General features: G+C 44.9%; 23 protein-coding genes. 10 read left to right on the forward strand and 13 right to left on the reverse strand.

The genetic code is table 11. From position 1 onward, the window contains the following. The first annotated feature begins 5 nt into the window (after window positions 1-5). Both nqrM and dinB read left to right on the forward strand, forming a co-directional pair. A complete protein-coding gene (gene nqrM, locus ACRC53_RS06080; RefSeq protein ID WP_438623749.1) occupies window positions 6-227 on the forward strand; it encodes a (Na+)-NQR maturation NqrM in 222 nt (73 codons plus the stop codon). Window positions 228-380: 153 nt separating this feature from the next. Further along, window positions 381-1,436, forward strand: a complete 1,056-nt coding sequence (dinB, locus tag ACRC53_RS06085; RefSeq protein WP_438642621.1) for a DNA polymerase IV — start codon at window positions 381-383, stop codon at window positions 1,434-1,436. A gap of 118 nt (window positions 1,437-1,554) precedes the next feature. Here the strand turns inward: dinB and ACRC53_RS06090 are convergent, their stop codons facing one another. After that, window positions 1,555-3,015, reverse strand: coding sequence for an aminoacyl-histidine dipeptidase (locus tag ACRC53_RS06090; RefSeq protein ID WP_438642622.1), 1,461 nt, complete (start codon window positions 3,013-3,015; stop codon window positions 1,555-1,557). Window positions 3,016-4,185: 1,170 nt separating this feature from the next. On the opposite strand from ACRC53_RS06090, the gene gpt reads away from it, so the two are divergent. From gpt to ACRC53_RS06130, 8 genes are all read left to right on the forward strand, one after another. Beyond that, window positions 4,186-4,647: a xanthine phosphoribosyltransferase gene (gene gpt, locus ACRC53_RS06095; protein ID WP_438642623.1), complete on the forward strand. Its 462-nt coding sequence runs from the start codon at window positions 4,186-4,188 to the stop codon at window positions 4,645-4,647. Window positions 4,648-4,740: 93 nt separating this feature from the next. Next, window positions 4,741-5,991 (forward strand): esterase FrsA, encoded by a 1,251-nt coding sequence (frsA, locus tag ACRC53_RS06100; protein WP_438642624.1) that lies wholly within the window; start codon window positions 4,741-4,743, stop codon window positions 5,989-5,991. A gap of 63 nt (window positions 5,992-6,054) precedes the next feature. Continuing rightward, window positions 6,055-6,453, forward strand: coding sequence for a sigma factor-binding protein Crl (gene crl, locus ACRC53_RS06105; RefSeq protein ID WP_438623754.1), 399 nt, complete (start codon window positions 6,055-6,057; stop codon window positions 6,451-6,453). Between the two features lie 131 nt (window positions 6,454-6,584). After that, window positions 6,585-7,688 carry a glutamate 5-kinase gene (gene proB / locus ACRC53_RS06110; protein ID WP_438642625.1) on the forward strand — a complete coding sequence of 368 codons (1,104 nt, stop codon included), beginning with the start codon at window positions 6,585-6,587 and terminating at the stop codon, window positions 7,686-7,688. 11 nt (window positions 7,689-7,699) lie between these two features. Next, window positions 7,700-8,959 carry a glutamate-5-semialdehyde dehydrogenase gene (proA, locus tag ACRC53_RS06115; protein ID WP_438642626.1) on the forward strand — a complete coding sequence of 420 codons (1,260 nt, stop codon included), beginning with the start codon at window positions 7,700-7,702 and terminating at the stop codon, window positions 8,957-8,959. A 491-nt stretch (window positions 8,960-9,450) separates the two neighbouring features. Beyond that, a complete protein-coding gene (locus tag ACRC53_RS06120) occupies window positions 9,451-10,707 on the forward strand; it encodes an efflux RND transporter periplasmic adaptor subunit (protein WP_438642627.1) in 1,257 nt (418 codons plus the stop codon). Between the two features lie 33 nt (window positions 10,708-10,740). Continuing rightward, window positions 10,741-13,941, forward strand: coding sequence for an efflux RND transporter permease subunit (locus ACRC53_RS06125; RefSeq protein WP_438642628.1), 3,201 nt, complete (start codon window positions 10,741-10,743; stop codon window positions 13,939-13,941). Further along, window positions 13,938-15,329, forward strand: coding sequence for an efflux transporter outer membrane subunit (locus ACRC53_RS06130; RefSeq protein ID WP_438642629.1), 1,392 nt, complete (start codon window positions 13,938-13,940; stop codon window positions 15,327-15,329). The genes ACRC53_RS06125 and ACRC53_RS06130 overlap by 4 nt, the downstream gene beginning before the upstream one ends. A gap of 197 nt (window positions 15,330-15,526) precedes the next feature. Here ACRC53_RS06130 and lipA read toward each other — a convergent pair whose 3' ends face one another. The 12 genes from lipA to lptE all read right to left on the reverse strand — a co-directional run bounded on the left by lipA (window position 15,527) and on the right by lptE (window position 26,241). Beyond that, entirely contained in the window at window positions 15,527-16,492 is a 966-nt protein-coding gene (lipA, locus tag ACRC53_RS06135) for a lipoyl synthase (protein WP_438642630.1), read from the reverse strand. Next, entirely contained in the window at window positions 16,485-17,195 is a 711-nt protein-coding gene (lipB, locus tag ACRC53_RS06140) for a lipoyl(octanoyl) transferase LipB (protein ID WP_438642631.1), read from the reverse strand. Before lipB ends, lipA begins: the two co-directional genes overlap by 8 nt. Window positions 17,196-17,401: 206 nt before the next feature. After that, entirely contained in the window at window positions 17,402-17,668 is a 267-nt protein-coding gene (ybeD, locus tag ACRC53_RS06145) for a DUF493 family protein YbeD (RefSeq protein WP_438642632.1), read from the reverse strand. Window positions 17,669-17,843: 175 nt separating this feature from the next. Then, window positions 17,844-19,022 (reverse strand): serine hydrolase, encoded by a 1,179-nt coding sequence (locus tag ACRC53_RS06150; RefSeq protein ID WP_438642633.1) that lies wholly within the window; start codon window positions 19,020-19,022, stop codon window positions 17,844-17,846. A gap of 107 nt (window positions 19,023-19,129) precedes the next feature. Then, entirely contained in the window at window positions 19,130-19,840 is a 711-nt protein-coding gene (locus ACRC53_RS06155) for an SPOR domain-containing protein (protein ID WP_438642634.1), read from the reverse strand. Between the two features lie 8 nt (window positions 19,841-19,848). After that, window positions 19,849-20,961, reverse strand: a complete 1,113-nt coding sequence (gene mrdB, locus ACRC53_RS06160) for a peptidoglycan glycosyltransferase MrdB (RefSeq protein WP_438642635.1) — start codon at window positions 20,959-20,961, stop codon at window positions 19,849-19,851. Continuing rightward, a complete protein-coding gene (gene mrdA, locus ACRC53_RS06165) occupies window positions 20,954-22,858 on the reverse strand; it encodes a peptidoglycan DD-transpeptidase MrdA (RefSeq protein ID WP_438642636.1) in 1,905 nt (634 codons plus the stop codon). Before mrdA ends, mrdB begins: the two co-directional genes overlap by 8 nt. Before the next feature lie 59 nt (window positions 22,859-22,917). Then, window positions 22,918-23,388: a 23S rRNA (pseudouridine(1915)-N(3))-methyltransferase RlmH gene (rlmH, locus tag ACRC53_RS06170; RefSeq protein ID WP_438642637.1), complete on the reverse strand. Its 471-nt coding sequence runs from the start codon at window positions 23,386-23,388 to the stop codon at window positions 22,918-22,920. A 3-nt stretch (window positions 23,389-23,391) separates the two neighbouring features. Then, window positions 23,392-23,709 (reverse strand): ribosome silencing factor, encoded by a 318-nt coding sequence (rsfS, locus tag ACRC53_RS06175; RefSeq protein WP_438642638.1) that lies wholly within the window; start codon window positions 23,707-23,709, stop codon window positions 23,392-23,394. 78 nt (window positions 23,710-23,787) lie between these two features. After that, the gene (gene nadD / locus ACRC53_RS06180) at window positions 23,788-24,495 is read right to left on the reverse strand and encodes a nicotinate-nucleotide adenylyltransferase (RefSeq protein ID WP_438642639.1); all 708 of its coding nucleotides are present in this window, start codon (window positions 24,493-24,495) and stop codon (window positions 23,788-23,790) included. After that, the gene (gene holA / locus ACRC53_RS06185; protein ID WP_438642640.1) at window positions 24,492-25,547 is read right to left on the reverse strand and encodes a DNA polymerase III subunit delta; all 1,056 of its coding nucleotides are present in this window, start codon (window positions 25,545-25,547) and stop codon (window positions 24,492-24,494) included. Before holA ends, nadD begins: the two co-directional genes overlap by 4 nt. A 145-nt stretch (window positions 25,548-25,692) precedes the next feature. Beyond that, on the reverse strand, window positions 25,693-26,241 hold the full coding sequence (lptE, locus tag ACRC53_RS06190) for an LPS assembly lipoprotein LptE (protein ID WP_438642641.1): 549 nt from the start codon (window positions 26,239-26,241) through the stop codon (window positions 25,693-25,695). Between the last annotated feature and the right edge of the window lie 15 nt (window positions 26,242-26,256).

Genomic DNA, 26,256 nt, shown 5'->3' on the forward strand with positions numbered 1-26,256 from the left:
CAGGTATGACTACGTTTATCGCAACTTTTGCCGTATTCATGTTAGTGATTGCGGCAATGTCTATCGGTTATATTATCAAACGCAGAAGTATTCATGGTAGCTGCGGCGGTATTGCCAATTTGGGCTTAGAGAAAGTGTGCGATTGCCCAGAGCCTTGTGACAACCGTAAAGCGAAAATGGCCGAACAAGCACGTCTGGAAAAACTGCAAGAAAACCGCATTATCTGACACTCTATTCGATACTCTGTCTGATATTTGCTGTGTAAGGCGACTCCTCCTGTATCATGCGGGGGGAGTTGTCATTAATATCATGTTTTACTGATTTAGCATTGATCCTCTTTTCGTGACATTGTATATTTATACAGTGGTTTAGGGGGTGGCGTGCGCAAAATTATTCATATCGACATGGACTGCTTTTATGCTGCCGTTGAAATGCGGGATAACCCGACATTACAACATGTGCCCTTGGCCATTGGTGGCCGCCGAGAGCGGCGCGGCGTGCTCAGTACCTGCAACTATGTCGCCCGTAGCTTTGGTCTGCACAGCGCGATGCCCACCGCACAAGCCTTTAAACTTTGCCCACATTTGACCCTGCTTCCGGGGCGGATGGATGTCTATAAACGTGTTTCGCAACAACTGCATGCCATTTTTCGCCGCTATACTGATAAAGTTGAACCCCTATCGCTTGATGAAGCCTACCTAGATGTTACTGACTGTACATTGTTTCAAGGGTCTGCCACATGGATTGCCGAAGATATTCGCCGCGCGATTCGTGATGAGCTGCAACTGACCGCCTCTGCCGGTGTTGCCTCAGTGAAATTTTTAGCCAAAATTGCCTCAGATATGAATAAACCCAACGGGTTATATGTGCTGCGCCCCGAACAAACTGCCGACTTTGTGGCAGTTTTGCCGCTGAAGAAAATTCCTGGCGTTGGAAAAGTGTCAGCACAGAAACTGGCTGATATGGGGCTGTTTATCTGCGCCGATGTTCAACGGGTACCACTGACTCTGCTAGCTGATAAATTCGGGAAAATGGGGCAGATGCTCTGGCAGCGTTGTCAGGGTATCGATGATCGAGAGGTCAATGCGACAAGGCAGCGTAAGTCAGTTGGCGTTGAGCGCACGTTGGAAGAAGATATTCACTCACTTGCGGCGTGCCAGCAGATAGTCCGCGAATTGTACCCAGAGCTTGAGCGTCGGTTGAGTCAAGCCAGTGAATCGTTGGCGATTGCACGGCAAGGTGTGAAGCTTAAATTTTCAGATTTCCAACTAACAACCCAAGAGCATGTCTACCCGCATCTTGATCAGCAAGATTTACTGCAACTGGCTGAATCTATCTGGTCACGTTGTGAGGGGCGGGGTGTGCGTTTGGTCGGGTTGCATGTCACTTTGATAGATCCGCAACTGGTGCGTCAGTTAGCCCTGCCGTGGAGTTAAACAGTGGGATCGGGATAAAAAACAGGCCACCCGAAGGCAGCCTGTTAATCGTTGCTAATGATAAAACATGTCACCGATAAATGCAGTCAGTGAACACTAACCCCCGTTTCAACGCAGTTTATGCTCGTTCAGGGATATTTTTCAGCAGTTGAGTCAGTAGCTGCCAGTATTTATCCACACTAGCAATGTGCACGCGCTCATCCGGTGAGTGCGGGCCACGAATGGTTGGGCCGACAGAGACCATATCCATCTGTGGGTACGGCTCTTTGAATAGACCGCACTCAAGACCGGCATGGATCACCATAATGTTCGGTGTTTTATCAAACATTGCTTGATAGGTCTCACGCACAACCTGCATGATAGGTGAGCTGTTATCTGGTTTCCAGCCCGGATAACCGCCGGTAAATTCAGCCTGCGCACCGGCTAATTGTGCAACTGCTTTTAGCATATTTTGCACACCACAGCGGCCACTGTCGATCAACGAACGGATCAGGCAGACAATTTTCACTTCATTGTTACTGGTGGTAACTACACCTACGTTCAGAGAGGTTTCAACCACACCTGGCACAGCATCACTCATGCGCATTACACCGTTCGGGCAAGCATGCAGCAGTGCCAGTAAACGCTGTTGTGCGTCGGCAGCCAATACCTGAGCAGGCATTGGCGCATTATCAAGCAGAACGGTCAGATTTGGTTCAACGACACTCAGCTCACTGCGCTGAATATCGGTAAACTTATCAACCAACGCACGCAGACGCGCCACATTCGCTGTCGGTACTAACAGTGTGGCCGAGCCTTCACGTGGAATAGCATTACGCAGTGTACCGCCCTGAATATTAGCAAGGCGCAGGCCTAACTCTGCCGCATGGCCAAACAGGAAACGGCCCAGCATCTTGTTCGCATTACCCAGATACAGGTGAATATCACCCCCTGAGTGGCCGCCTTTTAACCCTTTCACTGTGAGGGTAAAGGCTTGCATATCCGCCGGTGCAGTTTCTCGTGCAACAGGCAGTGTCATCGTGGCATCAATACCGCCAGCGCAACCCATGTAGATTTCGCCTTCCTCTTCGGAATCGGTATTGATTAGAATTTCACCCTGCAACCAGCCGCTTTGTAGGCCGAAAGCACCGGTCATGCCGCTCTCTTCATCAATGGTTAGCAGAACTTCCAGCGGGCCGTGTTGCAGATCATTTGCCGCAACTACGGCCAGTGCAGATGCCATGCCAATACCATTATCCGCGCCGAGGGTTGTTCCTTGCGCTTTCACCCATTCGCCATCGATATACGGGCGGATCGGATCTTTGGTAAAGTCATGCACCGTATCGTTATTCTTTTGCGGCACCATATCCAGATGGGCTTGCAAAACAACCGGTTTACGGTTTTCCATTCCTGCTGTTGCAGGTTTGCGGATCAGAATATTGCCAACCGCATCACGCTCAACATGCAGGCCAGCCCCTTGCGCCCACTCAACAATAAAGCTTGCTAACGCCTCTTCATGGTGTGACGGGTGTGGAATAGAACAAATTTTTTCGAAAAATTGCCACAAAGGTTGTGGTGACAGATGGCCCAATTGAGACACGGCGGGAACTCCTATCAAGATAGCAATAAGTACAATGACAACCCTAATCGTATATCAGCAAATATTTAGAATATCTCTAAATCATCACACACTGGGGTTGCATACTTTAAATTACATAGTGAATCATGAACTAAAACTCGTTTGCTTTACGCTTACTATCTACCAAAAAAACAGAATGTTATTTGGTAAGCATAAGGTTATTAAGCACAGCATACCACTGCAAAGACATCGGTAGGAAATTATCACCGATAGCAAGGCCGCATTTTTGTATCGTATTTTGATAGTAGTAGAAAAAGAAACACTCAGTCGTGAATGGTTTTTTTATACCTTTGATGTAATTTTTAGATCAAAATGAGCGTATTATTAGAGTGATTCTCTTCTTTATGTGATTTTTATCACCATCTATTGTAATTAAATTTCAAAGTGGTATGATTTTAATCGTTGAGAAAAACAGCAAAATGAGTACGCAAAGTAACTTTAGAAAGCTTAAGGATTAAGCCCGTGTTTCACGCCTCCAAGGAACTGAGAACAAGTTAAAGGCGAACCTAAGTCTTTAGTAACACTTGTTAATGAGGTGATTTATGCAAGGTATTTATTGCGATCTTTTTTGGAATCGTCGTGGTATTTATACTGGAAATTTTGTTTATCCACGTGAATTTGGTTATTAATTTTACGTGTTAGTGACTGTTATACAGCCCTATGCCGGCGCGATTGTTGTGGCATAGTGTGATTTATTCGTTCATCCCTGATTGGCGCATCGTATAACTGATGCTCCATACCTAATTCCTAGGTATTTTCACCACCTTCCTCGAAAGGTGGTTTTTTTTTGCCTATTTTTACGCTTGCACATTGCATAGGCATATCACTGAGTGATTATTCGCTTAATCTTCTGAAATTATGCACAATCAGAGGCATAATTACTGGCCATTAGGTTTCCTTATCTCTATAATCTTGCCCCAACAGTTTTTGGCTCTATTTTGTCAATTTTGGCAAACGTTTGCCAGCGGCGTGAAATGAAACCGATTTCATTAAGTTAATAGGTTTGTCGTTACAGGGTTTGAGGCGAATATAACGTTATCTTACTAAAATGGGTTTTTATCTTTTACTCAATAACTCCTACAAAAATAACGTAGCCCACAAACATTGCGGGTTATGCTTGAGGTTACTGTTATGGCTGAAAAATATATTGTGAGTTGGGACATGTTGCAGATCCACGCGCGGAAACTGGCGCACCGTTTGCTGCCTGCAGAGCAGTGGAAGGGGATCATTGCTGTTAGCCGTGGTGGGCTTGTTCCCGCTGCGCTATTGGCGCGTGAATTGGGTATTCGCCATGTGGATACCGTTTGTATCTCAAGTTATGACCATAATCAGCAACGTAATCTGACCGTACTCAAACGCGCAGAGGGTGATGGTGAAGGCTTTTTGTTGGTTGATGATTTAGTTGATACTGGTGGCACAGCAAAAGTGTTGCGCGAGATGTACCCAAAGGCCCATTTTGTGACGATGTTTGCCAAGCCTGCCGGTCGCCCACTGGTTGATGACTATGTGATTGATATTCCACAAGATACATGGATTGAGCAGCCGTGGGATATGGGGATTACTTTTGTACCCCCTGTTTCAGGACGTGACTAGCTTTTCTGATAAAGCCTCGCAAAATGCGAGGCTTTTTTTATCTGCTCGCGTAAACTCAATAAATCAATGTGATGTTTAAAGAGTATTACGTGAATGTCAGCCCCTGTGAATCGATCGCACAGTCTGTTCAAACCGCAACCTGATCTGAATCAGCAAGAGACATCGAGCATTGCCAGCCGACAGCGAAATACGTCTCAGCCTGAACTGCACTCTGCACTTGATGGCGATACTGACCCACGCTGGTACCGGCTTATCAACCGTCCTCTTTGGATCTGGCGCGGTATCAACCCCATTGATCTTGAAGAAATTTTGGCCAAAATTGCCATTAGCAGTGCGCCACGCACACAAGCACATTTATTGGATACGGTGATTGGTTATCGCAGTGGGAATTGGATTTTTGAGTGGGCACAAAAAGCGATGCACTGGCAACAAACGGCGCAAGAGTGTGAAGATCCCCAGCAAGCCGGAGAGTATTGGCTGCAAGCGGCCATGCATTATAGTCTTGCCGGTTATCCGCACTTACGTGGCGATCAGCTCGCTGAACAGGTTGATGTGTTGGCCAGTCGCGCTTATCAGGCTGCTGCTGGTTGTCTGAGTTACTCACTGCGGCCACTGACCTTTCAATACGAAGGTTTACCATTGAATGCCTGTTTACACCTACCGGGTGATGATGGCCCTTATCCTGTAGTATTCGTGTGTGGTGGGTTAGATAGCCTGTCGACAGATTATCATTGGCTATTTCGACACTATTTAGTACCGAAAGGGATAGCTATGCTAACACTAGATATGCCCTCAATCGGAGCATCTGCTCGTTGGAAATTGACCCAAGATACCAGTTGCTTGCATCAAGCTGTGTTGCAACAACTACAGAATGAACCTTGGGTTGATCACCACCGTGTGGTGGCTTTGGGTTTACGTTTTGGTGCTAATGCCGCGCTACGATTAGGGTATCTTGAACCACAGCGATTGCGTGGTATTGTCTGTTTAGGGGCTGTTGTACACCATTTATTTGCGTATTTGCCAGCCGTTGAGCAAATCCCCAAAATGTATATTGATATGCTGGCCAGTCGGGTAGGTATTGATGCCAGTGCGCACGATTTATTACGTGCAGAGTTGCAAAGCTACTCACTGAAAACCCAAGGGTTATTGGGGCGGCGTTGTCGTGTACCGGTACTGGCCGCTGGCATAGATAATGATTTGCTTTCGTCAAAAGAAGAGAACCGGCTAATTGCTATGTCATCGGTTGATGGGCGCTGTTTACAGATCCCCGCACGTCCATTACAAACCGGATTTGAGCGCATAATGGCACAAATAACCGATTGGATAGACCAAAAACTCATATAAAACAACTTGCTTAAATTACCCCTTGTACGGCAACAATAGACATTACGTACAAAGGAGGTAGGTATGCAGGTTATCGGACAATCACGCTCACGTTTAATGCGCAAATTTGCGGCACTCGGGCCGTATATTCGTGAGCATCAGTGTCAGGAGCAGCAGTTTTTCTTTGACTGCTTGGCGGTATGCGCCAATCCACGGCTTCCGACCGAAAAGCGTGAGTTTTGGGGATGGTGGATGGTGCTCGATGCCACTGAAAGCGGTTTTGAGTATCACTATCAGGTTGGTTTTTACGATAATCAAGGCGATTGGTTGCCTAAGCATCCTACTGATGACGCTATCACCGAAGAGATCCAGCGTACACTCCAACTGTTTTATCCGCGCTTGGTAGATTGCCTACAACTGCTGAATATCTCTTTACAGCCCGCAGCAGCTATTGCAGGGCGAGAGTTGAGTACTGCCGCGTAAAGTTTCATATCCCCATACATCTTTGCTGATAAATAGTTTTCAGAATTTTTGCGCTGTCTGTTGGCAGCGCCTCTACAAGCTGCTACAAAAAGAGTTCACTTCCTTCATCTTAGGATTCAAGGCATTACCCCATGAACCGTAGTCAGACTATCGTTGTGAAATTAGGAACCAGTGTGCTCACCGGTGGCTCGCGCCACCTAAACCGTGCGCACATGGTGGAGTTGGTGCGCCAGTGCGCACAGATGCAGCAGGCCGGTCACCGTATCGTGCTAGTAACATCAGGGGCGATAGCCGCCGGACGTGAACATTTAGGCTACCCCGAACTCCCCCCCACAATGGCTTCTAAGCAACTGCTGGCTGCGGTAGGGCAAACGCGTTTGATTCAGTTGTGGGAGCAACTGTTTTCGATTTATGGTCTACATATCGGGCAGATGTTGCTAACGCGCGCTGACTTGGAAGATCGTGAGCGTTTTCTCAATGCCCGCGATACGCTGCGTGCACTGCTTGATCAAAAAATTGTACCAGTGATCAATGAAAATGATGCTGTCGCCACCACAGAGATTAAAGTGGGGGATAACGACAATCTCTCTGCACTGGCCGCAATTCTGGCGGATGCCGATAAGCTGATTTTACTGACCGATCAGGCAGGATTATTTACCGCTGATCCGCGCAGTAATCCACAGGCGGAGCTGATCCGTGAAGTTCTGGGTATTGACGAGTCATTGCGTCTGATTGCAGGAGACAGTGTTTCCGGTCTGGGAACTGGCGGCATGAGCACTAAATTGCAGGCAGCAGATGTGGCAAACCGTGCTGGAATCGAAGTGGTGATCGCAGCCGGCCAGCAGGCAGGGGTAATTGCCGATGTGGTTGCCGATATTTCAGTGGGAACTCGCTTTCATCCTCAGGAAACCCCACTTGAAAACCGTAAACGCTGGATTTTTGGCCCACCACCGGCCGGAGAGCTGATTGTGGATATGGGCGCTGTAAGCGCAGTAATTGCGCGTGGTAGTTCCCTATTGCCAAGCGGTATCCAGCAGGTCACTGGGAATTTTTCGCGCGGTGAAGTGGTGCGTGTTCGCGGTACTGATGGGCGAGAGATCGCGCGTGGTATGAGCCGTTATAATAGTGATGCTTTGATATTGATTGCAGGGCAACAATCACAAAAAATTAGTGATATTTTAGGCTATGAATATGGCACGGTAGCTATTCATCGCGATGATATGATTTTGATTTAAGGATGGAAACAATGAATCAATTAACCGAAATGGGGAAAGCTGCAAAACAAGCTTCTTACCGGTTAGCCACATTAACAACGGCAGAGAAAAATCGCGCATTGCTCTTCATTGCCGATGAGCTTGAGGTGCGCAGTGCGGCTATTTTAGCGGCCAATGCGCAAGATATTACTGCTGCGAAACAGGCCGGATTAAGTACTGCGATGCTCGATCGCCTGTTGTTGACCCCTGAACGTTTAACGGCTATCGCGAATGATGTGCGCGCCGTGGTCAAACTGGCCGATCCCGTAGGACAAGTGCTGGATGGGCAACAACTGAGCAGCGGGTTGAATTTAATCCGTAAACGCGTGCCACTTGGGGTGATTGGCACGATTTATGAAGCTCGTCCGAATGTCACTATTGATGTGGCTTCACTGTGTCTGAAAACCGGTAATGCGGTGATTTTGCGGGGTGGAAAAGAGACGGTACATACCAATCAGGCGATGGTCGCAGTGGTACAACATGCGCTGAGTTGCTGTGGTTTACCAGCAGGTGCGGTGCAGTCTATTGATGATCCTGATCGTTCGTTAGTCACCGAGTTGCTACGTTTAGATTGCTATGTTGACATGATAATCCCACGAGGTGGCAGTAGTTTACACCGCCTTTGTCGTGAGCAGGCAACTATTCCGGTTATTATCGGAGGTATTGGCGTGTGCCATATCTTTGTTGATGCTAGTGCGGATCTCACTGCGGCTGTTACAGTTATCGATAATGCAAAAGTACAGCGTCCGAGTGTGTGTAACTCCTTAGAGACGCTGTTGGTTCATCAAGAGGTGGCGGCCACATTTTTACCGTTACTGGCTGATTACTTGCACAGCAAGGGTGTTACTCTGCACGCTTGTCCGCAAAGTGCAGCGTTGCTGGCTGGCAGCCGAGCGACTGTCGTTCCGGTTCAGGCACAAGATTATGATGATGAGTGGTTATCACTTGATCTCAACGTTAAGATTGTTGCCGATATTGATGAGGCGATTGCTCACATCCACCAGCATGGCAGTAGCCATTCAGACAGCATTCTGACCCAGTCCTTTACCCACGCGGATCGTTTTACCCTTGAGGTTGACTCTTCCGCTGTGTATGTCAACGCCAGTACGCGCTTTACCGATGGTGGGCAGTTTGGGTTGGGTGCAGAAGTGGCGGTGAGCACACAAAAATTACATGCGCGTGGCCCGATGGGGTTGGAAGCATTAACAACGTATAAATGGATTGGTTATGGTAATAATTTAATCCGCAGTTAGATTTTTTAATTCTCTAAAAATAGGCTAAATGTAAAATGTGTGAGTCATGGCTCACACATTAATATTATCAATATTCATAGTAACACTATGAATATAATAAAAAATAAAATAGGGAAATAATACTTAACGCGTTATTTTATTATAGGGTGGTGATTAACATAGTAGGGTATCACCCTGTTTACGCTTCTTATTTATCCTCTTCATCGTGCTTATTTATCATTTGTGTTCATATTTTTTCCACAAAATATGCGCACCTCTTCTATGCTGATTAAAGCGTCATTGATGCAGTTTGTTGTCTTTGCTCTGTGTGTATTGTACTCACGTTGTATATAAAGCGTTATTACTGTAGCCACACATATGGCTATTAAAGTAACGATTGAAAAATAACAACTAACCCGTACTTCCAATATATTCATAGCAATGTGGCTACACCTGATGCTACTTGCCTTTTGTAGGTTGTTCACTTCCTGAAATATAACAAGGATATGATCATGCGCTTTTTCTTTTTTGAGAGTACTTACTGGCGAATTAGAGGTTATCAGGGGTTAATCAGTGCACTACTGTTGCCACTTTTTTTATTGCAAGGATGTGAAGATAAAACATCAAACTCAGCGGTATCTGCAACATCTGTAGTAGCTACGCCAGTGAGTGTGCAAGTTGTTAAAGGGGTAGTTGTGCCCGTTGAGTTCTCGTTTGTTGGCCTGACAAAAAGCTCACATCAGGTCAATATTGTGTCACGAGTCAATGGTTTTTTAGATAAACAGATGTACAAAGATGGGGAGTTTATCAAACAAGGTGAAACACTGTTTTTGATTGATCCCAAACCGTTTCAGGCTTTACTGCAAGCAGCACAGGCTGCGTTAACACAACAAAAAGCAAATTTACTGGTGGCACAACAAAATTTAGCACGTATTAAGCCATTAGCAGCCCAAGATGCAGCCAGTAAAAAAGATTTAGATCAGGCTATTGGGCAAGAAAAATCGGCACAAGCACAAGTTGAAATGGCTAAGGCTCAAGTTGTTCAAGCCCAGTTAAATTTAAGTTATGCCACTATTCGAGCACCATTAAGTGGAATAAGTGGTGAACGGCTAGTTGATGAAGGCACTTATGTCACTGCCAGTGATCGCCTAACTTATGTTGCAGCACTATCGCCAATGTGGGTCAATTTTAGTATTTCAGAAGCACAATCATTAAAGCGTGATGAGCTTGTGCGTAAAGGGGTACTAAAATTACCTGCAAATAACTTATTGAGTGTACAACTCACGCTTTCTGATAACTCACAATATGCTGAAATAGGGCACATCACGTTTGCTAATGCAGAGTACAACTCACAAACAGGAACATTTTTAGTCAGGGCTAGTTTTCAAAACGCAGAAGGTACACTACGCCCTGGGCAGTTTGTTCGGGTTACAGTGAAAGGGGCTGAACGTCCTAACGCTATTGCTATACCACAGACGGCTGTTATGCAGGGGGCAACAGGGCACTTTGTGTGGGTAGTGAATAAAGAGAACAAGGCAGAGTATCGCCCTGTCACTATGGGTGATTATAGCGGCAGCGACTGGATTGTTAATGAAGGGCTAGTAACGGGTGAACAGGTTGTAGTGGCTGGGGGGATGATGTTACGCCCTGATACACCTCTTGCTCCTACGTTGCGTAATTCTGCATCAAACGTGACAAGTGATGCGGTAGAACCTGCTATTACTGGCGAAAAAGCAACGTCGCCAACATCTGCAACCTCGGCACATTAAGCTTTGTCACTGCAGCGATTTTGAGGTGTAGCTATGTTCTCGCGTGTATTTATTGAACGGCCTATTTTTGCCAGTGTGTTATCACTGATTGTTGTGTTAGTTGGTAGTATTGCCGCACTTAATCTACCCATTGAACAATATCCGACTATGACACCGGTACAAGTACAAGTCACCGCTGTCTATCCAGGGGCAGATGCTCAAACGTTGTCGCAATCTGTTGCTGGGCCAATTGAAGCGCAAATTAACGGTGTCGATAACATGTTGTATATGACATCGAGCAGCTCATCGAACGGGCAAATGACCATTAGCGTCTATTTTTCGCTCGATACCGACCCTGATATTGCACAGGTGCAGGTACAAAATCGGGTAAGTTTAGCGTTGCCACAACTGCCACAAACTGTGCAGCAAAACGGTGTGCAAGTGCAAAAGCGAACCTCCAGCATTCTAATGTTGGTCGGCGTGTACTCTCCTGAAAACCGCTATGATGCTAACTACATTGCAAACTACGCTAACGTTTATGTGCTTGATGCTATCAAACGCATACCGGGTGCAGGGCAAGCCTCGGTATTAGGGGCCGCAGATCAGGCCATGCGAATCTGGCTGAACCCTGAAAAAATGGCCAGCCTTGGTGTTACTACATCCGATATTCAGCAGGCCGTTTCTAACCAGAATAAATTGTTCAGTGCTGGTCAAATAGGGCAGGCACCGAATCAAGCCTCAACTCAACTGACCTATCCGTTGGTAACACAAAATCCGTATGTGAAGCCTGAACAGTATGAAAGCATTATTTTACGGGCGGATAACAGCGGCGCTGCACTGGTTCGTTTACAAGATGTCGCACGAGCAGAGCTTGGGCTAAAACAGTACATCGTGAATACCGCGATGAACCAAACGCCGGCTACTTTTATTGCGGTGTACCTTGCACCGGGGGCAAACGCGCTTGATGTATCGAACAATGTCTCGGCAACACTGAAAAACCTCAAAAGCACTTTCCCTAGCGGATTGGATTATAAAATCACCCTTGATACCACAGATTTTGTGCGAATATCGATTGAAGATGTGCTGCATACACTGGTTGAAGCCATCATTCTAGTGATTGCCGTGGTCTACCTGTTTTTGCAGAGTATTCGCGCCACAATGATCGCAATTGTCGCCGTGTTTGTTGCCCTGATAGGAACATTCGTCGGTATGCTGGTTCTGGGGTTCTCTATCAACCTACTGACACTGTTTGGTATGATCCTTGCGATAGGCTTGGTGGTCGATGATGCTATCGTGGTGGTTGAAAACGTCGAGCGTTTAATGCATGAGAAACTTCTCTCGGCGAAAGAAGCCTCGCTTGAGGCGATGGCGGAGATCTCTACTGCGTTGGTGTCGGTGGTTTTAGTACTCTCTTCCGTCTTTATTCCAGCCGCCTTTTTAAGTGGTACAACTGGCCAGCTGTATAAGCAGTTTGCTGTGACCATCGTGATTTCGGTGGTGTTGTCGGGGTTTGTGGCGCTGACGTTAACTCCTGCACTGTGCGGTATTTTTCTTAAACCGGGCCACAGTGCCAGTCGTGGTTTTTTTGGTTGGTTTAACCGCCAGTTTGCTGTGCTGACCACCCGTTACGGGCAGGGTGTACGCTTAACCATTCAACGCTCAACATTGGCATTAGTTCTGATGGCGGTGATGATTGGTTGCATTGTCATGATGTTCCGCAGTTTACCCTCAAGCTTTGTGCCGCAAGAGGATCAGGGTTATGTGTTGGCAGGGGTTATTTTACCTGATGCCGCCAGTATTCGCCGAACACAAGAGATCACCGATCAGCTTGATGCCATATTTGCAGCTAACCCCAATGTGGAGACTCGTACCGCTATTACCGGTTTTAACCTGCTCGACAGCTCCTTTAAAACCAACACAGCCACCTTCTTTGTGACACTAAAATCATTTGGTGATCGTACCCAAGCCTCGCAATCCGCTGAGGCTATTTTGCAAGATATTTCTAAGCAAACCAAAGGGATTCAGGGGGCATTTATTTTACCTATCTCTCCTCCGGCAATTCCAGGGTTAGGGACTACCGGTGGTTTTCAGTTTTGGATACAAGATTTAAGTAATGGTTCACTTGCAGAGCTACAGCAGGTAACTAACCAGTTTTTAGCCAAAGCACGTCAGAACCCTGCATTAACAGGGCTTTCATCGACATTTAACGCCTCAAGTACTCAATTGAAAGCTGAAATTAGCCGTGATAAAGCCATGTTATTGGGTGTGCCGATTCAAGATGCTTATGGCACATTACAAACCTTTTTAGCGTCATCTTCAGTTAGCCAATATTTTGATCTTAGCCGAGTATGGAATGTGGTGTTGCAAGCTGAAGAGCGTTATCGCGATGATCCGGTCTGGCTTGGCAAATTATATACCCGTAATAATCAGGGAAATATGATCCCACTTTCTGCGGTGATGAATACCCAATATGGTGCTGGGCCTGACTTAGTGCCACATTTTAACGGCTTTCCTTCTGCACAGGTCAATGGCTCGGCAGCACAGGGTTATAGCTCAGGGCAGGCGATCTCTGTGATGGAAGATATCGCAAAAGAGGTGTTACCGCCGGGATACAGTTTTGCTTGGTCAGGCCAAGCATACGAAGAGAAGCAAGCGGGTAGTACATCAACCGTTGCATTTGCATTAGGGTTGGTGATTGTTTTCCTGATCCTTGCTGCACAATTTGAGTCGTGGACACTGCCTTGTGCTGTACTAACTGCTGTACCTTTCGGGTTAGTTGGTTCGTTACTGTTTACCTTATTACGTGGCCTTGAAAATGATGTGTATTTCCAAATTGGTTTGTTAGTACTCATTGGGTTAGCCGCAAAAAATGCAGTATTGATTATTGAATTTGCCGTTGAATTGCATCATCGGAAAGGGCGAAGTTTACTGGAGTCAGCCATTGAGGCGGGTGAATTACGGTTACGGCCAATTGTGATGACATCACTGGCTTTTATTCTTGGCACATTGCCACTTATGCTGGCGAGCGGTGCAGGAGCGAACTCGCGCCACTCTATTGGTACTGGTATTGTCGGGGGAATGATAGGGGCAACTACACTGGCACTGTTTTATGTTCCTCTGTTTTATGTACTGTTTGAACGGTTAGTTCAACCAAAACAGAGCAAAAGCCTTTCCACTGATGTGCAGGATACAAAACAACCCACTAATATTTCGAACCTCAATCAGCAAACTGATACTGATAAGGAAAAACTATGAAACGTTTATTGTTGAACGTGACTATTTCCTTGCTAGTCAGTGGCTGTATCACTCCATTTAGCTATCAAAAACCGGATATCGATACACCCCAAAATTGGCGTATTTTGCCTGAGCAAGTGCATCAACAAATACCGTTAAGCTGGTGGGAGCAGTTTAACGATCCGGTTTTAACATCATTAATTGAACATGCGTTGCGCGAAAATCTAGATCTTGTTATTGCTACTCAACGTATTGCAGAGTCTGCAGGTGTATTACAAGAGACACGCGCGGATCTCTACCCTCAATTAGGGTATGGCGTGAATGTGACAAAACAACACCTTTTTGAGACAAGTTCATCAAGTTATCAATTAGGAATAACGACCAGTTGGCAGTTTGATCTATTTGGGCAATTACGTGCAGCAACCGAAGCAAGCAAGGCAAATGTATTGAGTGCTGAACAGACACGACAATCTGTGCTTCTCTCTTTGGTTATTCAAGTTGCTAATAGTTATATTCAGCTCCGTAGTTTAGATAAACAGCTAGATATTGCTCAAAATACCGCGATGACACAAAAAGAGTCGTTGCGTATTTTTAATTTGCAATATCACGCAGGTGTTATAACGCTATTGCAGTTAAACCAAGCCCAATCACAATATTATCAGGCACAAAGTGCAGTACCTCGTTTACAAGACTTGATCAGCCAGCAAGAGAATGCGCTGTCTATTTTGTTAGGTAAAAACCCACACGCGATTATACGAGGAAAAACCCTTGATCAGCTAACATTGCCTATTATTCCTGCAGGGTTACCGTCTGAAGTGCTACAACAGCGGCCTGATATTCGTGCAGCCGAACAAAATTTGATTGCAGCACAAGCTAATTTAGCGGCTGCGCGTCTTGCTTATTTTCCAACTATTTCGCTCACGGGGGCATTAGGCAGTTTGAGTATGGCGTTTACAGATTTATTGACAGGGCCTGCTGCACTCTGGAGTCTTGGTGCTGATTTAAGTGGCCCTATTTTTAATACTGGCCGTATTGAAGGGCGGGTCAATCAGACGTTAGCGCAAGAAAAACAGCTATTAGCCCAGTATCAAAAAACAATACAAGCAGGTTTTGCAGATACCAATAATGCATTATCCGCAGTTGTAAGATTAAAGATTGAACTAGAAACGCTAGAACAACAAGTTGCTGCATTACGCAGTTATACCAAGTTGGCAAATTTAAGTTATGAAAGCGGTAGTGCCCCTTATTTAGAAGTTTTAAATGCACAACAAAGTTTATTTAATACAGAATTAAATCAGGTTCAAGTACAAGGAAAAGCCATGCAGGCAATTGTCAATGTGTATGCTGCATTAGGGGGAAGTTGGGTAACAGCGGCTGACCGTTTGACTGTAAATGGGAGTACGCGCTAACGCAGGAGTAAAAGAATATTGACTGTCAAAATAACTCAATAAAAGAGGACGAAAAGAGGAGAGATAAAAAAACGCCATCATATTTGATGGCGGTATTAATAAGAGAGAACGCTAAGAGTGATGTTATTTCTTGGATAATGATTTTTAGGTTAACGCACATATTACATGCCGTAAGCTAATAACAGTGATCTTATCCTTTAACGAATCTCTTCACCTTTTGCTTGTAAGTCAGCATGATAAGATGATCTCACAAATGGCCCACACGCTGCGTGTGTAAAGCCCATTGCCATAGCCTGAGTTTTAAATTCATCAAACTCAGCAGGGCTAACATAACGCTGTACCGGCAAATGGTGGCGACTTGGCTGTAAATATTGCCCTAATGTCAACATAGTGACACCATGAGCGCGCAAATCACGCATGACTTGTAAAATTTCTTCATTGGTTTCGCCAAGCCCCATCATTAAACCTGACTTGGTTGGAATATCAGGGTGAGCCTCTTTAAAACGCTTTAATAAAGTCAGTGACCATTGATAATCTGCACCAGGGCGGATCTGGCGATATAAGCGCGGTACGTTCTCTAAATTATGATTAAAAACATCAGGCGGGGTAGCCGTTAAAATCTCAAGTGCACGATCCATTCGGCCACGAAAGTCAGGAACAAGAGTTTCGATACGGATTGATGGGCTTTGAGCACGGATTTCTCTAATACAATCAGCAAAATGTTGTGCGCCGCCATCACGCAGATCATCACGATCCACTGACGTTACTACCACATACTTGAGTTTCATATCGTAGATAGTGCGGCCGAGTTTAGCAGCCTCTTCGGGATCAACAGGCAGTGGGCGGCCATGGCCAACATCGCAAAACGGGCAACGGCGGGTACAGATAGCACCAAGGATCATGAAAGTGGCTGTACCGTGGTTAAAACATTCAGCCAGATTCGGACATGAAGCCTCTTCACAAACCGAGTGTAGGCCATTTTTACGCATTGCAGATTTAATTTCTTGAATGCGTGAAGAGTCAGCGGGCAGTTTAATCTTCATCCACTCAGGTTTACGTAGTACACCTGATTGTTCAGTGGAAACATTTTTTACTGGAATCAATGCCATTTTATCGGCATCACGGTATTTTACGCCACGCTCAATTTGAATGGGTTTACTCATGGGTCAGTGATTTCCAAGCAGAGTGCTCAACGTTGTGATAGCCGAGCAAAGTAATAAATTCTTGCACCAGAACTGACTCTACCTCTGTGACCTCTGTCGGGCCGCCCAGATCGGCTGTCTGAGTCATTTGCATGCCAACATAGCCACAGGGGTTAATTCGGGTGAAGGGGGATAAATCCATATTAACATTCAGTGCCAATCCGTGGAACGAGCAGCCTCTGCGGATACGTAGCCCGAGAGAGCAAATTTTCTTTTCAAGAATGTTAGCCGTACATTGCCCAGCATTAGTGGGTTGCGTTGTGATATATACACCAGGGGCATCAGTACGTGCATGGGCATTGATAGCGAAATGAGCAAGTGTACGAATGACACAGTTTTCAATGTGGCTAACGAGTTCACGCACACCGAGTTTGCTGCGACGTAAATCAATTAAGACATACATCACCACTTGGCCTGGACCATGATAAGTTACTTGACCACCTCGGTCTGATTGCACAACGGGAATATCGCCACATGCAAGCAGGTGTTCTGCTTTTCCGGCTTGTCCTTGTGTAAAGATCGGATGGTGTTCAACTAGCCAAATCTCATCAGGCGTATCTAAGGTTCGCTGATCGGTAAATGCATGCATAGCACGCCAAATAGGTTCGTAATCTTGTTGCCCAAGCTGGCGAACAATTAAGGTTTGATGTTGCAAAAGCATCACCGTACAGTTGTGAACATTGTGCTTATTATACGGACTTGTTTTACAACCGGAACCTGAAATTAGTGGCTATCACACAATAATGATTACTCGATACTCAGCATGCGAGAAACTATCAGTAGAAGGATATTCCGCACAAGCACTATGTTGCTGTGCGGAATACAATGGAGCATGTTGTTCAGTGTGATGTTTTACGCTAGATTCGAGATTTACAGAACCATACGCACAATATCAATAGCACCTAACTCTTCATACAGGGTTTCAACTTGCTCGATATGCGTTGCAGTAATGGTGACAGAAACCGAGTGATATGTACCTTTACTGCTAGGTTTCACTGCAGGGGTGTAATCACCAGGTGCATGTTTTTGGATTACAGTGATCACTTTATCAATAAGTTCAGGTTGAGCTAATCCCATTATTTTATAAGTAAAAGAGCATGGAAATTCGAGTAATTCATTAAGTTTTGTTTTTTGCATCGTGAGTACTCCTATCTATAGGGAGTGACAGAATAAAAAAATGATCCGAGTATTAACCGGGATCATCCTTGAAAATCGGCTGCTGTAATATAAATTGCCTGTTAGCAGGATTGCTGAACAGGCGATATTTTTAGCAGAAAAGTGATGTTCTCTGGTGCAAAGACGAGTAAGTCAATTAACCAAACCAACGGTGGAATAACAGCGTGATATAATCAGTTAATCGGCTAAATAGACCGCCTTCTTCAACTGTTTTCAATACAACCAATGGTTGTGTATCAATATCTTTTCCATCAAGTTGGAAGAACACTTTACCTACTACATCACCACGAGTAAGCGGTGCTTTTAGCTCTTTATCCAACTCAAAACGTGCTTTGACATCATTGACTCGGCCACGAGGTATTGTGATATAGACATTTTTCAATACCCCTAAACTAACATCAGCGGTATTGCCAAACCAAACACGCTCTTTAGTAAATTCTCTGTCTGCTTTGAGTGGTTCAATGGTTTCAAAGAAACGAAAACCCCAAGTCAGTAATTTTTTACTTTCAGCGGCACGTTGTTGTGAACTTGATGTACCAATAACGGCGGCAACAAGACGCATTTGGCCTTCTGTTGCAGAAGAGACTAAGTTAAAACCGGCTGCAGATGTATGGCCTGTTTTAATACCATCAACGTTTAGGCTCTTATCCCACAACAGTAAATTTCGGTTTGGTTGAGTAATGCCATTATAAGTAAACGATTTCTCTTTATAAACAGCATACTCATCAGGAACATCACGGATCAGTGCAGCACCAAGTGTTGCAAGATCACGTGCGGTGCTGTATTGATCAGGGTTATCTAACCCATGTGGGTTCATAAAATGAGAGTTGTTCATGCCAAGTTCTTTGGCATATTTGTTCATCATGTCAGCAAATGAGTCTTCACTGCCGGCAACATGTTCAGACATAGCAACGCAAGCATCATTACCTGATTGAATGATAATACCTCGGTTTAAATCAGCGACTTTAACCGGCTTACCCACTTCAATAAACATTTTTGAAGAGTCTGGGTAGTTTTTGCTCCACGCATTTTTACTGACGATAACAACATCATCCGGTGAAATTTTACCAGCTTTGATCTCACGGCCAATAACATAGCTAGTCATCATTTTGGTCAGACTTGCAGGCAGAATTTTCATATCTGCATCGCGTTCAGCAAGTACTTTACCAGAGTTATAATCGATCAAAATATACGATTTTGCTGCAATACTGGGTGCAACGGGGATCGTTGTATCTGCAAAAGCATAAGATGCGGTTACCGTGATAGTACTTAGTAGCAAAAGACGCGCTGATTTAGCTAATTGGGTTAATTTCATGGTTTGAACAACTTCTTCCATGGCTAAAGTAAAAGGTTAATGTGCAATAAAACACGGATATTTACGAGCATTGCGTATACGTGGTGTTTATATGCACAGTGGAAAACTTAATGTGTATCAGCGTTTGCAAAAGCAAAGGCTTGTGGGTAATTTTCACGCTTTAATTGATCACGCAGTGCTTCTGCTTGTGCTCGGCTAGCAATAGGCCCAAGCTGTACTCGGTAAAATGTTCCGGCTTGCTCTATCTTCCCACCAATATTATGGCTTTGTTTGAGCTGTGTCAGCAGGTTTGTTGCACGTGTTTGATCGCTAATTGCAACGACTTGAACAATAAAACCGGTTGCTAAGGTATCAGGAGTACTGTTAATACGTGGAGTACTTGCATGAGTTTCGGGCTCAGTAACAGAGGTTTCTTCTGGCAATACTTCAGGCTCACCAGCTGCTGGGCTAATATGAATACGGGTGCTATTACCCTCAGTGCTGACATGAGTTGTTACACCGTTTTCATCTGTATTACTGTACATTGGTAATGCGTCTGATTGCGCAACAATAGGCCCAGGTTGTGTCAAATGACCTAGGTTATTGGTATGGTCTATAGCCACGCTTGGCTGCACAGCCGATGAACCCATATTTGTGTTGGGATCTTGAGATCCGCTGAGGGTTTCTATCTGCGGTGTCATATCTAATGCAAAAGATTGCTGTTGTTCTTCTTCTTGCTGTGGTGGATTGATTGCACTATTTGTTGGCGCAGGTGGTTGTGAAGCACAACCTGCCAGCAATAATCCCATCAACAGAGGATAAATACCATGGTTACGCATTGATTCCCTTATACATTTTTAGACAGCATTTTGCGGTGGGTGTGAATTGACATTACTATGCCAAATCCTGCCATCAGTGCAATGATTGATGTACCGCCATGGCTAATTAATGGCAACGGTACGCCAACAACCGGTAATATGCCACTGACCATTCCAATGTTAACAAAGATATACACAAAGAAGATGAGTGTGATACCACCGGCTAATAGTCGCCCAAATGCCGTTTGAGCACGAGAGGCAATCACTAAGCCTCGTGCAATCACAAAAATATACAGTGCCATAAGAACTAAAAAGCCGACCATACCTAACTCTTCTGCGATAACCGCAAAGATAAAGTCAGTATGGCGTTCAGGCAAAAATTCAAGTTGTGATTGTGTGCCATGCAACCAGCCTTTACCAAAAATCCCCCCTGATCCAATGGCAATTTTTGATTGAATAATATGGTAGCCAGCGCCAAGAGGATCGCTTTCCGGATTAAGCAGCGTTAATACCCGTGTTCGTTGGTAGTCGTGCATTAAGAAAAACCAGAGTACGGGAACAAATGCAGCAACTAATCCAACAGCAATTAAAATTAAGTACCAACTGATACCCGAAAGAAACACGATAAAAATACCAGATGCCGCAACCAAAATAGATGTTCCTAAATCAGGTTGTGCAGCAACAAGCAACGTTGGCACAAAAATCAGTGCTAACGCAATAGCGGTATTTTTCATTGAGGGGGGCATTGGCTCGCGGCTGATGAAACGCGCAACCATCAGTGGAACAGAAAGCTTGACCAATTCAGAGGGCTGAAAACGAACAAACCCTAGGTCAAGCCAACGTTGCGCCCCTTTTGATATTGCGCCAAAGAGATCAACTAAGACTAATAAGATAACACCAACAATATATAAGTAGGGTGCCCATGCTTCATAGACGCGCGGAGGGATCTGCGCCATGAGGAACATGGCTAACAAACCTAAGCTCACTTGTGCAATTTTTCGCTCAATCATATCCATATCTTGACCACTGGCACTGTACATAACAAATGTGCCCATCATCAGTAATAGGAACAAGCCTGTGAGTAATGGCAGGTCAATATGAATACGATCACAGAATGAGCGTGGCCGATTGGTATCAGTCATTCGGTGTATTATCCTCTGGTGACGCATTAGCAGGAGTAACGGTTTGTTTTCCTAGCAGTACGTGGTCAAAAATTTGTCGGGCAATCGGTGCTCCATTACTTGAGCCACCACCGGCATTCTCCAGTAAAATAGAGACAACCACTTGTGGATGGTCATACGGTGCAAAGCCTGTGAACCATGCATGGTCGTGTAAATGGTTAGCAAGTTTTTTAGCGTCATAGGTTTGGTTAGCCGCCAGACTGAAAACTTGCGCTGTGCCTGATTTACCGGCTGATTTATACGGTGTGCTAGCAAAGGCTTTATGTGCAGTGCCGTTTCTACGGTTATTTACACCATACATACCGTCTTTGGCTATTTCCCAATACCCTGAGTTTTTGACACCAATGGGTGGCAGTTTTTCATCAGGATAATTGATGGTAATGCCATTCCCTTGAATTGATTTTAACAAGTGTGGAGGTTTTACTTCGCCATCATTAATTAAGATGGTCATGGCTTTTGCTAGTTGTAATGGAGTTGCAGTCCAGTAGCCTTGACCAATACCGACAGGAATAGTGTCTCCTTGATACCATGGCTTACGATGACGAGCGACTTTCCACTCACGTGAAGGCATAATTCCAGGGCGCTCTTCAGAGATATCGATACCGGTAAATTGACCAAAGCCAAATTTTTTCATCCAGTCAGAGAGACGATCAATACCCATATCATACGCAACTTGATAAAAGAAGGTATCTGCTGACTCTTCAATCGCTTTGGTGATATCAAGTGTGCCATGCCCCCATTTTTTCCAATCGCGATAGCGTTTATCTGTACCAGGAAGCTTCCACCACCCCGGATCAAACAGCGTTGTTTTGGTGGTAATAGCCCCAGTTTCAAGTGCTGCGACAGTAATAAAGGGTTTAACAGTTGACGCAGGTGGATAAACACCCTGTGTTGTGCGGTTAATCAACGGTAAATTCGGATCATTAAGTAGTGCACTGTATGTTGAGCTTGGAATACCGTTTACAAATAGATTTGGATCGTAGCTTGGGCTAGAAACCATAGCAAGTACGCTCCCATCACGTGGGTCAAGCACGACAACTGCACCACGTCGTCCGGCCAAAATTTTTTCAATATACTGTTGTAACTCTAAATCAAGACTTAGGGTGATATTTTGCCCTGCAATCGGGGGTTGCTCGCGCAGTTTACGGATCACTTTGCCACGGTTGTTAACTTCAACTTCCTCTGAGCCCGTTTGACCATGCAGAATATTTTCATAATAACGCTCAATACCCAGTTTACCGATATCGTGTGTACCTGAGTAGTTGGCCAATTTATCTTCTTTTCCCAATCGCTCAACATCTTTATCATTGATTTTTGCTACATAACCAATGACATGCGTTAGCTCTGCCCCATAAGGGTAGTAACGTTTTAGATAGCCTTTTACTTCAACACCAGGGAATAGATATTGGTTAATAGCAAAACGAGCCACTTGTTCTTCATTGAGCGGTGTTTTAATAGCAATTGAAGTAAAGCGACGTGCACGTTTACGCTCTTTTTTGAAGTCAGCGATATCTTCATCTGTTAAACCGACAATTGGTTTCAGTGCCGCCAATGTTTTATCTACATTATCGACTTTTTCTGGCACCATTTCTAACTGAAATACGGTACGATTTTCTGCTAATAAAGTGCCATTTCGGTCATAAATCAAGCCACGGCTTGGGGGGATAGGCAGTAATTTAATGCGGTTATCGTTAGACCGAGTTTGGTAATCTTCGTAATTTTGAACCTGTAAATGGTAAAGATTTGCCACCAGAATGCTGCTGAGAAGTAATATACCAATAAAGGCGACCACTGCCCGTCGCACAAAGAGTGCGCTTTCTGATGAGTGATCACGAAAATGAGTACGTTCTTTCTTCATTCGCTAATAAAATCCCAATGGCAATGTATCAGTATGAGCAGTTATGGCTAACAGTATGGCTATTCTCGGTGATAAGGGTGGTTAGTGGTGACACTCCACGCGCGATATAGACTCTCTGCAACCAGAACACGAACCAGTGGATGTGGTAATGTTAGCGGTGAGAGTGACCAGCTCTGTTCAGCGGCCTCTTTGCACGCAGGAGAGAGCCCTTCCGGGCCACCGATTAAAAAGCTGACATCACGGCCATCTTGTTTCCAACGCTCAAGCTGTTCTGCTAATTGTTCGGTTGTCCAGGGTTTACCAGGGATATCAAGGGTCACTATTCGGTTTCCTTTCGGAATAGTAGCCAACATCTGCTCACCCTCTTTGTCGAGAATACGTTTGATATCGGCATTTTTTCCCCGCTTTCCTGCTTGAATCTCTAATAATTCAAATGGCATATCTTTAGGAAAACGACGGGTATACTCTTTAAAACCCGTTTCTACCCATGTTGGCATTTTAGTGCCAACAGCAACCAGTTGCAGCTTCACCGTTTAACCCCAAAGCCTTTCGAGTTGGTATGCAGCACGGCTCTCTTCTTGCATCACATGAACAATCACATCGCCCAGATCAACAATCACCCAGTCACCGGTTTGCGTACCTTCAATGCCCATCGGCTCAATACCTGCAAGTTTGGCTTCTTTGGCAACATGTTCTGCCACAGAGATTACGTGTCGAGTTGATGTTCCTGTGCAGATGACCATGTAGTCAGTAATGCTTGATTTACCTTGTACATTCAACGCTGTAATTTGTTGACCTTTCAGATCATCAATTTTATCGATAATGAAGTCTTGGAGTTGTTGACCTTGCAAAAGTTCCCCTTAGCTGGCAATTCGTTACCAGTAGAATGTAGAGTCGGTATAAAACAGGCGGCGGAGTATAGCACGCAGCTAGGCTGATGAGTACAACCGGTTCTGGCGGATATAGTGTGCTACACACGTGGTGAGTTGTTGATCGCACTGATTGCCTTGTTGTAATTGCGCTCGAATATCAGTAGCCGAAATATCAATCAAGGGCGTATAAGCAAAATAGAGAGCCCCTTGTGGATATCGGTGTAAGTAATAAGATTGTGTTGTACGGTGCTGTGCTATCCATTGTTGAAAATGAGGATCATGAGGAAAGCGTGGGTAGTGAGGGCGCATACAAACAATCAGATGAGCAACTTGGAGTAGTGATTGCCAACGATGCCATGTGGGTAAACTCAGTAATGAATCTTGCCCAATAATAAAGGCCAATGGCTGCTCAGAGCCTATTTCACGGCGAATATCTTCAAGCGTATTGATGGTATATGAAGGGGTATTGCGTTCTAATTCCCGCAAGTCAGGTACAAATAGTGGATAGTGCTGGCAAACCAGCGCCACCATGTCAGCACGTTGTTGGGCGTTAGCATGTGGTTGTGGGCGGTGTGGCGGCACATTATTTGGCATTAATCGAATTTGCGTTAAACCCACCTCTGTTGCTAGTGCGCTGACCGATTCAATATGCCCGCGGTGAATCGGATCAAATGTACCACCGTATAAACCAATTAATGATGAGGGCGTAGGTATATAGCATGTGTTGCTATTATTGCTATTGATAGGATAAGTTGAGGCTATCATGGCATATCCTGTATATCAGGAAGTGTGAGGATATGCCCACAAAGGCTACAACTAAGAGCTCGTAATGCTGGCCATACATTAGAGCTATAATCTTGTTTTACCATGCGCTCTAGCATAGCAAGTTGATGTAGCTGTTGGCCAAGTTGAACATGCGTTAATCGTTGTAAAGCATGAGTGAGTAGTGGGCGACGATTTTGCCATATTTTATGTTGATCAAACAGCAAGCGCAGCGCATGGCTATAGGGTTGAGGGGCATGCTGTAATGCTGTGTGCAACGTGAATAACAACATCAGTTCTCGTTGCACCGTACGCAGTAAAATAACAGGTTCTACATCTTCATTTTTAAGCTGTTCGATGATTCGTAAAGCCCGTTTAACCTTTCCTTCAAGTAAGGCATCAACCCAGTGATAAGGGGTAAAGTGTGACGACTGATTGACTGCTGACTCTACACGTGGCAGGGTCAGTTTTCCGTCAGGGAACAGTAATTTTAAGCGTTCAAGTGCTTGACTGAGTGCAAGTAAATTACCTTCATAACAGTGACATAACACCTGTATCGAGGCATCATCAAGTTGTAATGCTAACTTTTTGGCGCGAGTGGCAACCCATTTTGGTAGTTGTGGCAACTCTGGTGTTTGACAACTGATCAGTGTTGCTTGTGGGCTAAGGGCTTTAAACCATTTGCTATTTTCTTGTGCTTTTGTCAGCTTATTACCTTGAATGAGTAACAAAATATCAGGGTGCAGCAAGGTAGCGAGTTGAACGAGTGGTTCAGCATTGTGCGTGCCTGGGCCACCTTCAGGTAACACTAACTCAATAATTTGGCGAGCAGAAAAGAGACTCATGGCCTGCACACATTGGTAGATGCTTTCCCAATCTGTTCGATTATCCAGTGTAAAACTGTGCCGCTCATTAAACTCTTGAGATCTTGCTTGTTCACGCAGAGTATCTGCACTCTCTTGCAATAATAATGGGTCGTTGCCAAGGAGAAAATAGCATGGGCGTAACCCTGATTTGAGTTGGGTAGTCAGTTGCTCAGGAAAGATCTTATTCATCAGGCTGTGTATTCATTGAAGAAAGTTGCTCTGTGTTACACGGAATACTGTTATTAGTATTCCGTGTAGGTATTACATACCACTACTGCGTAAGAATTTATCAGATAACGGTGCGTGTGTTTCCCCTTTGTTTTCAGGTCTTACGCTAGTGCGTTTCCGGTGTCCTAGGGGTTACAACATGTTTAGGGTTAATCGTCAGCAGTTTAAGCATTAAACGACGAGCTGCTTCCTGATACATTTCATCATTGAGCAACGATGCTTCTGCTGCTTTAGCAAGTGCCGTATTCGGGTTATCAAAAAATGCACGAGAAATTTGTACTGAGATAGGATAAACATCCTGCCCAGGTATTAATACTGATGCATTAACCGTTAAGGTGATATTTCGCTCTGCGGCAATACCATTATTGAATACAGATGAGACAATATTTCCTTGGCTGGCGCTATTTAAGCGAAAGGTAGGAATATCTGAATTGGCTTTTTGCTCGTCGATCAATGTAATGTTATTAAGTTTCATTTGCTCACGCATTGCGCGAGTTAATGGGCCATAAGGATCATAACTGTGTAATGTCATGGTCTGAAGGTTTGTGGGGATCTGCGTTGTACCGCGCAAGTGAAAACCACAACCTGCCGTGGTAGCTATTGCTACCACGGTCAGAATCAGCATTAACGATTTGAATCGTAAGTGCTTTAACACTCAAAAGCTCCTGTA

It is taken from the genome of Plesiomonas sp., assembly GCF_051652165.1.
In the GTDB taxonomy this organism is placed as follows: domain Bacteria; phylum Pseudomonadota; class Gammaproteobacteria; order Enterobacterales; family CAMTGL01; genus Plesiomonas.

Bases quoted from the DNA above. Each gene is read 5' to 3' on its own strand.
- nqrM (WP_438623749.1), top strand. From the start codon at position 6: ATGACTACGTTTATCGCAACTTTTGCCGTATTCATGTTAGTGATTGCG.
- gpt (WP_438642623.1), top strand. From the start codon at position 4,186: ATGGCTGAAAAATATATTGTGAGTTGGGACATGTTGCAGATCCACGCG.
- frsA (WP_438642624.1), top strand. From the start codon at position 4,741: ATGTCAGCCCCTGTGAATCGATCGCACAGTCTGTTCAAACCGCAACCT.
- crl (WP_438623754.1), top strand. From the start codon at position 6,055: ATGCAGGTTATCGGACAATCACGCTCACGTTTAATGCGCAAATTTGCG.
- proB (WP_438642625.1), top strand. From the start codon at position 6,585: ATGAACCGTAGTCAGACTATCGTTGTGAAATTAGGAACCAGTGTGCTC.
- proA (WP_438642626.1), top strand. From the start codon at position 7,700: ATGAATCAATTAACCGAAATGGGGAAAGCTGCAAAACAAGCTTCTTAC.
- ACRC53_RS06120 (WP_438642627.1), top strand. From the start codon at position 9,451: ATGCGCTTTTTCTTTTTTGAGAGTACTTACTGGCGAATTAGAGGTTAT.
- ACRC53_RS06125 (WP_438642628.1), top strand. From the start codon at position 10,741: ATGTTCTCGCGTGTATTTATTGAACGGCCTATTTTTGCCAGTGTGTTA.
- ACRC53_RS06130 (WP_438642629.1), top strand. From the start codon at position 13,938: ATGAAACGTTTATTGTTGAACGTGACTATTTCCTTGCTAGTCAGTGGC.
- lipA (WP_438642630.1), bottom strand. From the start codon at position 16,492: ATGAGTAAACCCATTCAAATTGAGCGTGGCGTAAAATACCGTGATGCC.
- ybeD (WP_438642632.1), bottom strand. From the start codon at position 17,668: ATGCAAAAAACAAAACTTAATGAATTACTCGAATTTCCATGCTCTTTT.
- ACRC53_RS06150 (WP_438642633.1), bottom strand. From the start codon at position 19,022: ATGAAATTAACCCAATTAGCTAAATCAGCGCGTCTTTTGCTACTAAGT.
- ACRC53_RS06155 (WP_438642634.1), bottom strand. From the start codon at position 19,840: ATGCGTAACCATGGTATTTATCCTCTGTTGATGGGATTATTGCTGGCA.
- mrdB (WP_438642635.1), bottom strand. From the start codon at position 20,961: ATGACTGATACCAATCGGCCACGCTCATTCTGTGATCGTATTCATATT.
- mrdA (WP_438642636.1), bottom strand. From the start codon at position 22,858: ATGAAGAAAGAACGTACTCATTTTCGTGATCACTCATCAGAAAGCGCA.
- nadD (WP_438642639.1), bottom strand. From the start codon at position 24,495: ATGATAGCCTCAACTTATCCTATCAATAGCAATAATAGCAACACATGC.
- holA (WP_438642640.1), bottom strand. From the start codon at position 25,547: ATGAATAAGATCTTTCCTGAGCAACTGACTACCCAACTCAAATCAGGG.